Source organism: Streptomyces sp. TBY4 (assembly GCF_024213195.1).
Taxonomy (GTDB): Bacteria; Actinomycetota; Actinomycetes; order Streptomycetales; family Streptomycetaceae; genus Streptomyces.
The window spans coordinates 84,294-99,340 of sequence record NZ_JANAVF010000010.1; the positions used below are offsets into that span (position 1 = coordinate 84,294).

The following is a 15,047-nucleotide window of genomic DNA, read 5'->3' on the forward strand; positions in this document are numbered from 1 at the left end:
TCAGTCACAGGAGGCTTCGTAGTCCGCCGTGTTGCGGACCTCGCCGAACCGGGGAAAGATCCGCTCCACGGTGAACTCGTGCTCGTCGGCGGTGAAACCGGACATCGCGTCGGCCACGAACTCCAGCTCGTACCCGTGATCGCTCGCGGCCCGCGCCGTGGACTCGACCCCCATCGTGGTGACCAGTCCGGCGAGCACCAAGGTGTCCACGCCCAGGTCGCGCAGCCGGTCGTCCAGCCCGGTGCCGTGGAAGGCCCCGACGGTCTGCTTGACGACCAGGACGTCGCCCGGCCGCACCAGCCCGTCGGCGAACCCGCTCCCCGGCGGCTGCTCCGCGACGCCCGGCCGGTCCACCCGGACGAGCACCACCGGGCGTCCGCCCGCCCTGAAGGCCGCGGCCAGCCGGAGGCACCTGGCCAGGACCTCTTCACCTGAGTGAGGGGCGACCGGCATGCCGATGATGCGGGGCATCAGGTCGATGAGGATCAGCGCGGAAGTCACGGGAAGGATCATAGGACAGGGCCCACGGGCCCACGGAGGCCCACGGCCTAGGGCGTGGCCGTGAAGGAGCGCCGGTAGGACCGGGGCGGAACTCCCCTGCGTCGCACGAACTGTTCGCGCAGGACCGCCGCGCTGCCGTAGCCGACGCGGCGGGCGATCTCCTCGACGGGCAGGTCGGTGCTCTCCAGGAGCTCCTCCGCGCTGCTCAGCCGCAGGTTGCGGAGCCAGGCGTGCGGGGTGGTGCCGGTCGCGGCGGTGAAGCGGCGGGCGAAGGAGCGTTTGCTCATCACGGCGCGGCGGGCCAGCTCCTCGACGGGGAGCGGCTCGTGGAGGTGGTCGCGGGCCCAGGCGAGCACCTCGGAGAGCCGTTCGTCCCGGCAGTCCTCGGGGACGGGCGCGGCGAGGTACTGGGCCTGCCCGCCGTCACGGTGCGAGGGCAGCACCATGTCCCGGGCGACTCCGTTGGCCATCGCGGCCCCGTGCTCCCGCCGCAGCAGATGCAGACACAGATCGAAGCCGGCTGCGGCTCCGGCGCCCGTGACGATCCGGCCTTCGTCGATGTACAGGGCGTCCGGTTCGACGGCGACGTCCGGGTGGTGGTGGGCCAGCAGTTCGGCGAACCGCCAGTGCGTGGTGGCCCGCAGCCCGTCGAGCAGCCCGGCCTCGGCGAGCGCGAACGTACCGACGCAGTGGGCGGCGAGCACGGAGCCGTTCTCGTACGCGCGGACCAGTGCGGCGAGTACCGCCGGGCCGGGCGGCGTACGGAAACCGGCACCCGGCAGGGCGATGACCAGATCGGCGTCTGCCAGCCGGTCGAGGCCGTGCTCGATCGCGAGCGGCACACCGATGTCGGTGGGGACCGGCCCCGGCCGCTCGGCGCACAGCGCGAAGTCGAAGCCGGGCAGTCCCTGCCCGTGCGGGCCGAAGACCTCGGAGACGATCCCGACGGCGAGCATGCCGGCACCGGGCGGGACGTACGCGGCGACGGTCGTGAAAGGGGGCACGGGGGCAGTCTGCCAGCCCTGGCACGAATCCTGCGATCACTGGCAGGTGTGCCACTCGTACGCTTCCCGGCGGCGCGGAAGGATTGCAGCCATGACGAACACGAACGCGAACACGAAGACCGAGCCCCGCACCGACGCACCGCTCGGCCGCACCGCCGTCTACAAGGTCCTGACCACCGGTTACGTCGGCTCCACCGGCCCCGGGGTCGCCGCCACCGTCTCCTACGTCTCCGATGCCGGACGGCACTTCATCTTCGACCCGGGCATGGTGGCGAGCCACGCGGACATCCTCGGCCCGCTCGCGGAACTGGGGCTGGGCCCTGAGGACATCACCGACGTGGTGCTCAGCCACCACCACCCGGACAACACCATGAACGCGGGCCTCTTCGGCCGGGCCCGGGTGCACGACCACCAGGTCGAGTACCGGGGCGACCAGTGGACGAACCGGGACGCCGAGGGGTACGAACTCACCCCCTCCCTGCGCCTGATCCGCACCCCGGGGCACAGCCACGAGGACATCACCCTGCTGGCCGGCACGGATTCCGGTGTGGTGGCGTTCGCCGGGGACCTGTGGTGGCACGCGCAGGGCCCCGCCGACGACCCGGTGGCCCCGGACCGCGAGGTACTGCGCACCTCCCGGCTGCGGGTACTGGCCGCGGCGGACCTGATCGTCCCCGGCCACGGCGGCCCGTTCGCCTCCGACGGCGCCGTGCCGCTCTAGGGGGAGGCGGCCTGCTGGTCGGGCCGGGCTCCCGGATCGCGCCCGGTGCATGCGGTTTTGCGTCAACTCTCCTCTGATTTGGGTGAGTTGCAGCCCTGCTGACCTATCTTCCATGGGGCATACCGGTCGTCCCAGGAGGTCAGATTGCAGTCCAGGCGCTTCCTCGCCCTGTCCCGAGCGCTCCGCAGATCCCGGCTGCTCATCGCCTTCGGACTCGGCGCGCTGCTGATCGGCTTCACACCGTGGCTCGGGGTCGCGAGCCCCAGGCCCACACCCCCGCCCGCCCCCTCGGGCGAGCAGGCGGCGAAGCAGTCGCCGCACCACGGCGTCGCGCCGGCGAACGCCATGGAGCCGACCGCCCCGGTCCTCGACCGCACCGGCTGGACGGCCGTGGCGAGCGACGAGGAGACGGCAGGCGAGAACGGCCGGGCCGCCCACGTCCTGGACGGTGACACCGGGACCATCTGGCACAGCAAGTGGTCGGGCACCGCGGCCCCCCTGCCGCACAGCATCACCATCGACATGCACCGTACGGCGGTCGTCTCGGCACTCGTCTACACCCCCCGCACCAACGGGGCCAACGGGCGGGTCGGCGAGTACACCCTCAGCCTCAGCACGGACGGAACGAACTGGCCGGCCCCCGTCGCGAGCGGCACGCTCGCGGACGACGGCAGCGCCAAGACGCTCGGCTTCGCCCCGCAGGGGGCCCGGTTCGTACGGCTGACGGCGCTCACCGAGGCCGGCGGCCGCGGCCCGTGGACCTCCGCCTCCGAGATCAACCTGCTGGGCGATCCCGGTACCCCGGAAGCCACCGTGGACCTGGCGCGGACCGGCTGGACGGCCGTGGCGAGCGACGAGGAGACGGCGCGCGAGAACGGCCGGGCCGCCCACGTCCTGGACGGTGACACCGGGACCATCTGGCACAGCAAGTGGTCGGGCACCGCGGCCCCCCTGCCGCACAGCATCACCATCGACATGCACCGCACGGCCGCGGTCTCCGCGCTCGTCTACCACCCCCGCACCAACGGCCCCAACGGCCGGGCGGGCGCCTACACCGTCACCACCAGTACCGACGGAACCGCCTTCGGTGCACCGGTGGCCGCGGGCACCTGGCGGGACGACGACACCGTCAAGACCGCCACCTTCACCCGTACCGCCGACGCCCGGTTCGTCCGGCTGACCGTGACCACCGAGGCCGGCGCCCGCGGCCCCTGGACCTCCGCCGCCGAGATCCGCCTGAGCGGGCCCGCCAGCCCCGCCGTCCACGGATCCTGGGGCAGGATCACCGGATTCCCCCTGGTCCCCGTGGCCACCGCCGTCCTGCCGGGGGACAAGCTGCTGGCCTGGTCCGCGTACGCGGTGGACCGCTTCGGCGGCAGCAACGGATACACCCAGACCGCGATCCTCGACCTGAAGACGGGCAAGGTCACCCAGCGCCGCATCGACAACACCGGGCACGACATGTTCTGCCCCGGCATAGCCATGCTGGCCGACGGCCGCGTCCTGGTCACCGGGGGCAGCAACGCGGAGAAGGCCAGCATCTACGACCCCGCCACGGACGAATGGTCCGCCACCAGCAGCATGAACATCCCGCGCGGCTACCAGGCCATGACCCTGCTCTCCACCGGCGAGGCCTTCGTCCTCGGCGGATCCTGGAGCGGACCCGCGGGCGACAAGGCTGCCGAGGCCTGGTCGCCGGAGACCCGGACCTGGCGCGGGCTCCCGGGCGTCCCCGCCCTCCAGGCCTCCACGGCCGACCCGGCCGGCCCGTACCGCGCCGACAACCACATGTGGCTGCACGCCACTTCGGGCGGCAAGGTGCTGCAACTGGGGCCGAGCAAGCAGATGAACTGGATCTCGACCACCGGCACGGGCAGCATCACCCCGGCCGGGAACCGGGCCGACAGCGCCGACGCGATGACGGGCAACGCCGTCGCCTACGACATCGGCAAACTGCTCACCCTGGGCGGCTCGCCCGCCTACCAGGACAGCCCCGCCACCCGCCGCGCCTACACCGTGAGCATCGCGGGCAGCCAGGTCGAATCGGCCCGTACCGGTGACATGGAGTACGCCAGGGCCTTCGCCAACAGCGTGGTCCTGCCCGACGGCAAGGTGATCGTCTTCGGCGGACAGAGCTATCCGGTGCCGTTCAGCGACGCGACCTCGGTCATGACCCCCGAGCTGTGGGATCCCGCCACCGGCCGGTTCAGCCCGCTCGCCACCATGGCCGTCCCGCGCAACTACCACAGCGTGGCCAACCTGCTGCCGGACGGTCGGGTCTTCTCCGGCGGCGGGGGCCTGTGCGGCGACTGCGCCACCAACCACGCCGACGGGGCCGTCTTCACACCGCCGTACCTCCTCAACCCGGACGGATCACCGAAACCGCGCCCCGAGATCACGGGAGACGTCCCCGCCAGGACGCAGCCCGGCACCACGCTGACCGTCTCCACCTCCACCCCGGCGGCCTCCTTCGTCCTGATGCGGGCCGCCGCCGCGACCCACTCCACCGACAACGACCAGCGACGCGTCCCCCTGGTCTCCACACCCACGGGCACGGGCAGCTACCAGCTCTCCGTACCCGCCGACCCGGGCGTGGTCCTGCCGGGGAACTACATGCTCTTCGCCCTGGACGCCCAGGGAGTACCGAGCACGGCCCGGTTCCTCACCATCTCCTGACCCGCGTACGCAGCCCCGCCGGCCGGCGCCCCCGCCCCGGCCGGCGGGCCCCGGTCATGGCCACCGCCCCCGGGGACGGCCGAGTCGCCACTAGCCTCTTCCCATGGCTGACGACTGGCGGACTGACCGGATCGGGAGCGCGCTGCGGGGCGAGAACCCCACGGTGCTGCGGCGTTTGACGGCGGGGTTCGCCGTGATCGGCGACGTGCAGTTCCTGCCGGGCTACTCGGTGCTCCTGGCGGACGCCCCGCACGTCGAGAGACTGTCCGACCTGCCCAGGGCAAAACGGCTGGCCTTCCTCTCCGACATGGACCACCTCGGAGAGGCCGTCGAGCGCGTGTCCCGCCGCGCGGATCCGGCCTTCCGGCGGGTCAACCTGGAGATCCTGGGCAACACCGACGGCTTCCTGCACGCCCACGTATGGCCACGGTTCGGATGGGAGCCGGCCGATGTGGTGGGCAGACCGGTGTGGCTCTACCCCCGCGACCGCTGGAGCGACGCACGGTTCGCCCTCGGCCCGCGGCACGACCCGCTGCGCAGGGCCATCGCGGACGAGCTGGCTCACCTGCACGCCGAGGACTGATCCCGCGCCCGCCCGAGCGGGTCGCACGGCCTACGCGGCCGGGGCGGCGGCAAGGGCCTTGGTGAGCCAGTCCGCGGTGGCGGGAAGCCAGTCCGGCTGGGCGTTGCCCAGGAGGTGATCGCCCTCGGGGACCAGCAGGTAGGCGCCGCGGGGCGCCCGGCGGGCCAGCTCGGAGCCATTGGTGACGCCGGGGACGAGGTCCCGGCCGCCGTCCACCACCAGGAGGGGGCAGCGGATGCGCGGCGCGAGCACCGACAGATCGACCTCGGCGGTGAACTCGCGTGCCGCGCCGGGTCCTCCGGCGCGCTGGGCGATCAACTCCCGCAGGGCGGGCGGCAGTCCCTCCCAATCGAGCAGGTAGGGGCCGCTCACCACCGCCGCGGCCGCCACCCGGGGATCGAGCGCGGCGCTCCGCGCGACGTAATAGCCGCCCAGGCTGAGGCCGATGAGGCCGACGCGGTCCAGGCCGAGGGCGTCGACGGCCTGGCCGATCACCTGGTCGTAGTCGGCGCGCAGCGTCGTGGTGGCCGCGAGTGCCCCCTGCCCCGGGCCGTCCAGGGCGAACACGGCCGAACCCCTGCGCAGCAGGGCGGCGGTGACCCGGTGGAACTCCTCCTTGCCGGAGTCGAGCCCGGGGACGACGATCACGGTGGACGACGCGTCGGCGGGACCGCGCAGCCAGCCGGTGAAGGAGGGGCCCTGGATCCGGCGGGCTCCGGGCTCCAGCAGGGCCAGGGCGCGGCCCATGGCGGCGTCGGCCTCCGCCGCCGCGTGCGCGTGGTGCGCGGAGTCGGCGGCGGAGGTGCGCGGAGCCAGGGTGGCGAAGTGGAACCACCGCGCCGCCGCCTGCTCGTACGCACCCGCCGAGACCGCCGACCCGGAGGCGGCCGCCTCCCGTGCGCGGTCGGCGTACTCCCGGGCGGTACGGACCAGGGCTTCGCCCCATGCGCCGGGAGAGGCGGCCCCGCCGGTGGCGCGGAGGTACACGTGCGGATCGAGCCCCGCTCCGGTGGCCCGGCTGAACTGGGCAGCGGCGAAGGCGGAGACGGGGTCGGGGAGGACGGGGCCGGGGGAGCCGGGTTCGGTGGACGGCGTGCTCATCGTGCCGCTCCCGTCGTCAGGACGGCCTTGCCGCGGATCCGGCGCTCCCGCAGGTCCACGAGGGTTCCGGCCGTCCGTGCCCAGTCGTCGACCCGGCCGATCTCCGGATGCAGCCGCCCGCGCTCCACCAGGCGGACCAGGGTGGCCAGATCCTCACCGTACGGGGCGCCGGCGTAGTGGAAGTGCCGGATCGAGGCGCCCTCGGGACCGGCGAAGAAGTCGAAGAAGTCGAGCGTGACGGGCGTCCGGCTCGCCTGGCCGAACCAGATCAGCGTGCCGCCCGCGGCCAGCCGGGCCAGCGCCTGCGGCAGGGCGGCGCCGCCCGTGGACTCCAGCACCAGGTCGAACGGCCCGCGGGCCTCCGCGGCATCCCGCACGACGGAGGTCGCGCCCCGCGCGAGCAGCCGCTCCCCGCGCGCGGCGGTGGCGGTCACGGCGGTGACGTCCGCCCCCGAGGCGGCGGCGAGTTCGGTCAGGTAGTGGCCCACCCCGCCCGCCGCGCCGGTCAGCAGGACGCGCCGGCCCGCCACGCTGCCGGCCGTGCGCAGCAGCCGCAGGGCCGTGATGCCGGCCAGCGGCAGGGCCGCGGCCCGGACGGCGTCGATGCCGTCGGGGAGTACGGCCAGGGAGTGTGTGGGCACGGCGGCGTACTCCGCCCAGCCGCCCCGCGGCGGATGGCTCACGACGCGGGCGCCGATCGGCGGCCCGGACCCGTCGGCCGCCGCCTGCACCACGAGCCCGGCGAGGTCCTTCCCGGGAAGCAGCCCCGGACGCGGGTCCTCCAGCAGGAAGGTCTCGCCGCGGTTCGGCGCGAAGGCCTCCACCCGGACCAGGGCCTCGTCCGCGGCCGGGACGGGCTGGGCATCGTCGGCGAACTCCACCGGACGCGCCGGATCGCCTGTGGGAATCAGTCTCTGCATGCGGATCATGGAAGCGGCCGCATCCGCACACCGTCCAACAACGCCCGGGACCATCCGACAACCAAAGGTTGTCGCCTAAGGTGAGGGGCGTGGATCTGGACCTCGCACAGGTGCGTGCCTTCGTACGGACCGCCCAGGAACTGCACTTCGGGCGTGCGGCCGCGACCCTGTCGATCTCTCAGCAGGCCCTGTCGAAACGGATCGCCCGCCTGGAGTCGGGGCTCGGCACCGACCTGTTCCACCGGGGCGGCCGCGGCGTCCGGCTCACCGAGGCCGGCCGGCGCTTCCTGGAACCGGCCCGCGCTGCCCTGGCCGCCGCCGACCGCGCCGTGGCCGCCCTGCGGGACGCCCGAGGTCCGCTACGGGTCGACGTGTGGGGCCACCTGTACGCGCCGATGCGGACCCTGGCCCGGGTGGCCGCGCGCGCCCCCGAACCGGACCTGGAACTCGGGCACGGCCGCGACCTGCCCGCGGTGGCTGCCGCGCTGCTCCACGGGGACGTGGACGCGGCCTTCGGCCGGGTCCACCCGCCCCTGCCCGACGGGCTGACGTACCGGCTGGTGCGGCTGGAGCCTGTGGACGCGGTCCTCGGCCCGGACCATCCCCTGGCGGGAGAGGCCGCGCTGCGGCCCGGTCAGCTGGGGGAGAGCGTGCTGTGGACCCCCGGCGCCCTCGACCGGCTCGACTTCCTGCACCGCTTCGCCGAGCGGTTCGGCATCCGCGAGCACGCCGAGGGACCGAACCTGGGGGCGGAACACTTCCTGGCCGGCCTGTCCGGGGACGTACGCCGCTTCGCGCTGATGCCCGCCGACGCGCCGCTGCCACCGGTCCCGGGCATCAGGTCCGTCCCGCTCGTGGACCCCACGCCCCTCTACGCATGGTCGCTCCTGTGGCGCGGAGACGGCGGGCCGGGGGAGGGCGGTCCGGTAGGCGGCGGGCACCCCCGGCTGGACGCCCTGCTGGAAGCCTTCGCCGCGGAGGCCGGGCGCTCCCGCTGGCTGGAGTACGACCCGGCCCGCGACTGGCTGCCCGAACCGGATTCCGCCGCCACACCGTGACACCGCTGCCCCGCCGGCCGCCCGCTCCGCGGCTCAGCCCGGCGGTGCGTCCCGGTTCTTGCTCGGCGTGCGGTCGCGGCGGGGGAGCAGGAGCGGGGTCGTCATGGCCAGCAGACCCGCGGCCGCGAGGGCGGTGCGGGGGCCGGTGAAGGCGGCCAGCAGGCCCCACAGGGCGGTCAGTGCGGCGATGGACGCCTTGCTGGTGACCGACCAGGCCGACAGGACGCGGGCCACCCGGTCCGGCGGGGTCAGGGTGAGCCGGCGGGTGGCGAACACCGGGTTGAACACGCCCATGCAGGTGATCAGCCCGAACTCGACGGCCATGACGAGCACGAGCCCGCCGGGCCCGGAGTGGACGAAGGCCAGCCAGGGCAGCCAGCAGGCCCGCAGCACCCCGGAGGCGATCATGACCCGGTGCCGGCCGAACCGCTGGACGAGCCGCGGCGCCAGCCGGGAGCCGAGGAGGCCGCCGACGCAGGGGACGGCGAAGGCGAGCCCGTACTGCCAGGGCGCGAACCCGAGCGGGCCGAGCATGAGGACGGCGAGCAGCGGCGAGGTCGCCATGATCAGGCCGTTGACCAGGATCGTGTTGGCGAAGAGCGGGCGCAGCTCGGGGTCGGCCAGGATGAACCGCCAGCCTTCGAACAGGTCGCCGAAGCGCAGCCGCGCCGGAGCCCCGCCGGCCGCGACGGGGGGTCGCTCGGGCTGCGGCTCCCCGCCGCCGATCGCGCGGATCCCCGCTGCCGACAGCAGGTAGCTCACCGCGTTGCCCACCACCGTCATCACCGGCCCGAACGCGGCGACCACGGCCCCGCCGAGCGGGGGCCCGAGCAGGGTGGCGGTCCAGGTGGTGGATTCGAAGCGGCCGTTCGCGACGAGCAGGTCCTCCGGCCGTACGAGCGCCTTCAGACAGGCGCCGCTCGCCGCCGTGAAGGCGATGTCCGCCGCACCGACGAGGACCGAGACGACCGCGAGCTGGGTGAGCCCGAGCCCGCCGAACGCGAAGGCCGCCGGGACGCTCATCAGTGCCGCGAACCGGACCAGGTCCATCGCGATCATCACCGGCCGCTTGCGGCGGAACTCCACCCACGGGCCGAGCGGCAGCGCCACCAGCGCGGCGACGGCGGGCCCGGCAGCCGCGAGCGCCGAGACCTCGGCCGGCCCGGCGTGCAGCACGATGATCGCGATCAGGGCGAAGGCGTCGAAGGCGAGCCAGGTGCCGAGCGTGCTGACCGCGTACGCCGCCCAGAGCCACCCGAACGGCCGCCCCAGAGACCTCCTGGTCCTCACGATCGGCATGGTCGGCGCAGTCCTCGCTCTCTCGCACACAAGCGTACGAACCTACGCGACGCGGCCGGAGCAATCAAAGCGGGAGGCCCGGACACGGCTCCGGCCCGGCACCCGCGCGATGCGGGGCCGGGCCGGAGCCCCGTACGGCCGTCTCACCTCACGGCGCGAGCCGGTACGCGTTGGTGATCGTCTCCCGGACGGTGTTGCCCGCCTTGTCCCTCAGGTCCACCCGGAACGACACGGCCTTGGCCGACGCCGGGTGCCGCACGATCACCGACCGCGCCCCCTCCGGGTCCGTCGCCACCGCGAGGAGCCGCCAGGTCGCGCCCCCGTCGAAGGAGACCCGGACCGTCAGCGCGGCCACCTGGCCCGCGGCGGCGGCCGCCCCGCCCAGCCGCAGCGGCACCTTCAGCGCACCGCCCGCAGGCGCCGTCCCGCTCAGGCTCAGCTTCGGCGCGAGCCGCACCGTGGACAGCGGTAGCGCCACCGGCTCGTCGCCGGCCGGGCGGACCGAGGTGAACGTCCAGACCGCGCTCACCTTCGTGCTGGTCGAGGTGTCCGCGGCGGCGCGGGTCGCCTCCTTGGTCAGCCGGTACGTGGCCTTGCCTGCCGGAACCTCGGCGCTCAGCCAGCCGTTCGGCGGCGTCTCGACGATGACCCGGCCTCCGGACTCCAGCCGGGTGAAGCCGCCCGTGGTGGACGAATAGCCCTGGTGCCCGGCGCCGTCGTTGAACAGCCCGATGTTGAAGTCCACGTAGTCGCCGGTCCGCGTCGCGGCCTGCTCCTTGCCCGCCTCCAGATCGGGGCCGACCACTCCGGTGTTGAAGTTCAGCGTGTACCGCCGGCCCCCCTGGTACGAGCGGAGGTCGTGCGTGTAGATCATGCGCGGCTCCCCTCCCGCGTTGACCTGCGAGGCGACCCAGGACCAGCGCACCCCGCCCCCGGTGCTGACGTACTGGGTGCTCGCCAGCGGCAGGGACTGCTCGGAGGGGTCCTGCACTCCGGAGGTGTAGCCGTCGGCGCCCGTCGGTGTCGCGTGGATGAGGCCCTTCGCCCCGGTGACCGAGGCACCGAACCCGAGCTTCACCTCGGCGACGTCGGCCTTGGTGAGCTTGCGGTCGAGGCCGGAGAACCAGGTGCCCGTACGGTTGAAGGCGAGCCGGTAGTCGATGTTCCTGCCCGCCGCCCCCGGCGTCTTCCACAGGCCGTTGTACTGCGCCCGCAGCGTGGGTGCGGCCGGGCCCAGGTGCTGGGTGAGGATCTTCGTCGCCCCGTCGGTGGCCCACATGTCGGAGACCATCGCGGCTTCGTCGTAGAACCCGGCGTAGGCGCTCACCAGCTTCGCGGACGGGTCCGGCGGGGTGACGGCGAACGGCTTGGCCTTGCGGGAGTCGAAGGAGACCGTGGTCGTCCCGGTGAGCTTCAGCAGCGGCTGGACGAAGAACCCCAGGGTGGAGTCCGGGCCCCAGACGACGCCCTCCAGCAGGTAGTTGCCCTTGGGCAGCCGCTGGACGACGGTGCCGCTCGGGTCGTACGGGACCTCGAAGCGGCCCTCCATGCCGGTGCCGAGCTTCGTGACCGTGGTGTAGTAGGTCGCCGGGTTCCCGCCGTTGACGTCCAGGTGATTCAGGGTGACGTCGTACGACTCCACCTCACGCTCGACCACGAGGCCGGTGCGCACCTCCTGCCCGCCCCCGGAGGCCAGTACGGTGCCGCCGAAGGCGCCGTCGACCGTGCCCTTGCGGGTGTCGGCGGTGACGGCGGTCGTCGCGGTGCCCCCGGCGGGGACGGTGAGCTGAGCGTCCTTCACAGTGAACATCCCGGCCGGCGCCGGACGGCCGGACGGGTCGGTGCCGGACGTGGTCAGCTTCAGCGTGACCGGCTTGGCCCCGTGGTTGCGGTAGGTGAGGGACTTGGACACCGGCTTGTCGTCGGCGTGCGGCCAGAGCTGCGTACCGAAGGCCAGGGAACCGGGCGTGGAGGTGACCACGGCCTGGGAGGCACGGACCAGGTCGGTACGGCCCGCGCCCTGCTGGTAGGCGTTGAGCTTCGGGTGGGGCGTGGCCGAGCCGGTCAGCAGGGCCTTGAGCCGGGCCGGGCTCCAGGCCGGATGCTGCTGCTTGAGCAGCGCCGCAGCGCCCGCGACGTGCGGGGTGGCCATCGAGGTGCCGTCCATCGCGACGTAGCCCCCGGGCGGCCCGGGCTCCGTGCCCTGCGTGGTCGCGGCGGCGGTGATGTCGACGCCCGGGGCGGTGATGTCCGGCTTGGTCAGCCCGTCGGCGGTCGGACCGCGGCTGGAGAAGTCCGCGAGCCGGTCCTGCTTGTCCACCGCGCCGACCGTGAGCGCCGCCGCGGCGCTGCCGGGCGTGCGCAGGGTGGCGGCCTTGTCGCCCTCGTTCCCGGCGGCCACCACGAACAGCGCCTTGCCCGAGAGCTGGGCGACCGCTTCCTCCATGGGGTCGACGCCGGGCTGGTCGGGAGAGCCCAGGCTCATGTTGACGACCGTCGCGCCCTGGTCCACGGCCCACTGCATACCGCTGATGATCTCGGAGTCCGAGCCGAACCCGTCGTCGCCCAGGACCTTGGCGTCCAGGAGCTGCACATCGGGCGCCACGCCCTTGTAGAGGCCGCCCGACCGCGCGCCCGAGCCGGCGATCGTGGAGGCCACGTGCGTCCCGTGCCCGTAGCGGTCCTTGGAGTCGGGCGAGCTGCTGAAGTTCTTCTGCAGCGTCTCGACGCCCTTGAGGTCCGGGTGGGTCTCGTCGACCCCCGTGTCCAGGACCGCCACCTTGACGCCCTTGCCGGTGAAGCCCGCCTTCCACATGGTGGGCGCGCCGATCTGCGGCACGCTCTTGTCCAGCGCGGCGCTCACCTTGCCGTCCAGCCACAGGTGCGCGACGGGCGGCACCGGCGGGGCCGCCAGGGTGCGGGCGTCCGTCCGGCCGGTGACCGCCGTCCAGAGGGCCGCGGCGTCGGCCTTCCGCGCGGTGAACGCCTCGCCCGCCACCGAGGGCAGCGGGCGGCGGTCGCGGGCGACCGCCGCCAGAGTGTCACCGGCGGCCCCGAAGGTCTGCGCCCCCGAGGCGTCGCGCCGGTAGCCGGCTATCAGGGGCAGCGTGGTGCGGTGCGCGTCGTCGTACCCGTTCCTCACCAGCTCGGCGACGTCGAAGAGGCGCCGGTCGAGCACCCCGTCGGCGACCAGCCGCAGGGCGTCCTGCGGAATGACGTACGTGTGCGCGCCCTCGCGGCGCACCGAGAAGGCGGTCCCCTCACGGCCCGCGCCGCGGATCAGCTGCTCGACGCTGCCGTCGCCCTTGACGAGGACCCGGTCGCCGGTGATCAGGGTCACCGTCGCCGACGGCTTCGACTCCTTCTTCGCCCGGCCGGCGGCCGGACCCCCCGTGCCGTCCTGCGCGGTGCCCGCTGCCGGCGCCGGCGTGGCACCGGCCGACACCGTGCCCGCGATCAGCGTCCCCGTCACCGCGACGGCGAGCGTCGCCGCCCGGGCCTTCCTCGTGAATCCCACCCGTGTTCCCCCACGTTCGTGTACATGCCCATGCATGTGGTGTGGGGTATCACGCCGGGCGGGCCCGTTCGGTTCTCCGTGGACGCGGGGAATATCAACTCGCGCACGAACTCGGCAGCGGGGGACACCGGGTGACGGGAACGCGCGCCAACGGGCCGCGGCCGGCCGTCAGTCGACCTGGAGCTCGCCCATCCGGCTCCAGCCGGTCGCGCCCTCGATGGTGGTGCTGACGATCTCCGGCGTCCGGGTGACCAGGGGCCGCATGGTCTCCAGGGCCGCGCGGAAGTGCGCGGAGGTGACGTGCGCTTCCGCGGCGTCGTCCTGGAAGGCCTCGACCAGGACGTAGGTGTCCGGCTCCTCCAGGCTGCGGGACCACTCGAACCACAGGTTGCCCGGCTCGGCGCGGGTGGCCAGGGTGAACTCCTCGACCAGCTCGGGCCACTGGTCGACGTACTCGGACTTGACGGGGAATTTGACCACAATGAAGATCATTCGAGCATTGTAGGCGCGGGCCCTGCTCCTGCTCCCGATCCCTCTCCCGGTGCCGCTGCCGGGAACGCGGTGGCCGTGAGCGCCGCCGCGAGGTTCTCCTTGCGCATCCGCTGGTCCACGTAGAGCAGGGCGATGACCAGCTGCGGGAAGCTGTACTGGAACAGCGAGCTGATGACGCCGTCGATCAGTACGACCAGTGCGTAGACCAGGAACCCGGAGATCAGCGGGCCGGGATCCGGCGCGGGATCGCCCGGCTCCGGCAGGTTCGGGAAGAGGGAGAACATGCCGACGAGGCCGAACGGCGTCTGGATGGCGTACCCCACGGCCCCCGCCACGAGGTGCCCGAGCACGGAGATGCCGAGCACCCGCCACCAGCCGTCGCGGACCAGGTGCGAAGAGCGCCGCAGGGCCGCCACGGGACCGAGCCCCTCGCACACCGCCGCGGCGGGCGCGAGGCCGAACCGGGTCATGAGCCAGACCGAGAAGGGCAGACACAGGAACGAGCCCAGGAGGAGCAGGGCGAAGAGGCCGGCCGGAGGGCCGGAGCCGTCCAGGTCCGCGGACATGACGATGAGCGGCACGCAGATCGCGTACAGCAGGACCACCGGCCCGCCGGCGATCAGCGCCGTGAGCAGGACGGTGCCGAGCACCGCCGGCAGCCGGGACCGGCCGCGGCGCCACAGCGAACCGAAGGTCACCGGGCGGCCCAGCACCGCCTCCTGGACCAGCGCGGGGCACACGGCGCCGATCATCGCGGCGCCCACCGTGATCGCGACGAGCGCGACCACGCCCGCCGGTACGAAGGACAGGAAGAGGTCCGCCACGTCCGACCCCTCGGGGCTCTGCCCCGGCGGGAGATCGAAGACGGCGGAGAACCGGTCCTGGACGGCGGCGAAGGTGATCGCGAGCGCGGCGGCGACGAGCAGGATCCCGATGCCCTGTACCGCGGCCATGACTCCGATCAGGGGCTTCCAGTACCGGCGGAAGACCCCGAAGGCCCCGTTGAGCACCTCGCCCGTGCCGAGCGGGCGCAGGGGTATGACGCCCGGCTGCGGTGCGGGCGGCGGCATCCAGCCGCCTCCCCACGGCGGCGGCACGGGCTGACCCGGATGCTGAGCCGGGTACGGACCGGGGTGCGGACCCGGATGCTGATGACCCCACCCGGTGTGGTGCGA

The 15,047-nt window shown here is 73.7% G+C and carries 12 protein-coding genes; 4 read left to right on the plus strand and 8 right to left on the minus strand.

Annotated features, from left to right (window positions below):
• Both NLX94_RS23680 and NLX94_RS23685 read right to left on the minus strand, forming a co-directional pair.
• The gene (locus NLX94_RS23680) at positions 1-513 is read right to left on the minus strand and encodes an isochorismatase family protein (protein WP_254385027.1); all 513 of its coding nucleotides are present in this window, start codon (positions 511-513) and stop codon (positions 1-3) included.
• Between the two features lie 35 nt (positions 514-548).
• Positions 549-1,457: a GlxA family transcriptional regulator gene (locus NLX94_RS23685; protein ID WP_254385190.1), complete on the minus strand. Its 909-nt coding sequence runs from the start codon at positions 1,455-1,457 to the stop codon at positions 549-551.
• Positions 1,458-1,596: 139 nt separating this feature from the next.
• On the opposite strand from NLX94_RS23685, the gene NLX94_RS23690 reads away from it, so the two are divergent.
• The 3 genes from NLX94_RS23690 to NLX94_RS23700 all read left to right on the plus strand — a co-directional run bounded on the left by NLX94_RS23690 (position 1,597) and on the right by NLX94_RS23700 (position 5,485).
• Positions 1,597-2,226: an MBL fold metallo-hydrolase gene (locus tag NLX94_RS23690; RefSeq protein WP_254385028.1), complete on the plus strand. Its 630-nt coding sequence runs from the start codon at positions 1,597-1,599 to the stop codon at positions 2,224-2,226.
• A 144-nt stretch (positions 2,227-2,370) separates the two neighbouring features.
• Positions 2,371-4,902 carry a discoidin domain-containing protein gene (locus tag NLX94_RS23695; protein WP_254385029.1) on the plus strand — a complete coding sequence of 844 codons (2,532 nt, stop codon included), beginning with the start codon at positions 2,371-2,373 and terminating at the stop codon, positions 4,900-4,902.
• A 103-nt stretch (positions 4,903-5,005) separates the two neighbouring features.
• Complete coding sequence (locus NLX94_RS23700; protein ID WP_254385030.1) at positions 5,006-5,485, plus strand: diadenosine tetraphosphate hydrolase; 480 nt, start codon at positions 5,006-5,008, stop codon at positions 5,483-5,485.
• Positions 5,486-5,515: 30 nt separating this feature from the next.
• Here NLX94_RS23700 and NLX94_RS23705 read toward each other — a convergent pair whose 3' ends face one another.
• Both NLX94_RS23705 and NLX94_RS23710 read right to left on the minus strand, forming a co-directional pair.
• Entirely contained in the window at positions 5,516-6,586 is a 1,071-nt protein-coding gene (locus NLX94_RS23705) for a S9 family peptidase (protein WP_254385031.1), read from the minus strand.
• Positions 6,583-7,506: a zinc-binding dehydrogenase gene (locus tag NLX94_RS23710; RefSeq protein WP_254385032.1), complete on the minus strand. Its 924-nt coding sequence runs from the start codon at positions 7,504-7,506 to the stop codon at positions 6,583-6,585. Before NLX94_RS23710 ends, NLX94_RS23705 begins: the two co-directional genes overlap by 4 nt.
• A gap of 89 nt (positions 7,507-7,595) precedes the next feature.
• Between NLX94_RS23710 and NLX94_RS23715 the strand changes: the two genes are divergently transcribed.
• Positions 7,596-8,564, plus strand: a complete 969-nt coding sequence (locus NLX94_RS23715; RefSeq protein ID WP_254385033.1) for a LysR family transcriptional regulator — start codon at positions 7,596-7,598, stop codon at positions 8,562-8,564.
• Between the two features lie 33 nt (positions 8,565-8,597).
• Here the strand turns inward: NLX94_RS23715 and NLX94_RS23720 are convergent, their stop codons facing one another.
• From NLX94_RS23720 to NLX94_RS23735, 4 genes are all read right to left on the minus strand, one after another.
• Positions 8,598-9,854 (minus strand): MFS transporter, encoded by a 1,257-nt coding sequence (locus tag NLX94_RS23720; protein ID WP_254385191.1) that lies wholly within the window; start codon positions 9,852-9,854, stop codon positions 8,598-8,600.
• Positions 9,855-10,011: 157 nt separating this feature from the next.
• The gene (locus tag NLX94_RS23725; protein ID WP_254385034.1) at positions 10,012-13,380 is read right to left on the minus strand and encodes a S8 family peptidase; all 3,369 of its coding nucleotides are present in this window, start codon (positions 13,378-13,380) and stop codon (positions 10,012-10,014) included.
• A 168-nt stretch (positions 13,381-13,548) separates the two neighbouring features.
• On the minus strand, positions 13,549-13,872 hold the full coding sequence (locus tag NLX94_RS23730; RefSeq protein WP_254385035.1) for a putative quinol monooxygenase: 324 nt from the start codon (positions 13,870-13,872) through the stop codon (positions 13,549-13,551).
• Positions 13,869-14,942 carry an oxidoreductase gene (locus NLX94_RS23735; protein WP_254385036.1) on the minus strand — a complete coding sequence of 358 codons (1,074 nt, stop codon included), beginning with the start codon at positions 14,940-14,942 and terminating at the stop codon, positions 13,869-13,871. Before NLX94_RS23735 ends, NLX94_RS23730 begins: the two co-directional genes overlap by 4 nt.
• Positions 14,943-15,047 lie beyond the last annotated feature (105 nt).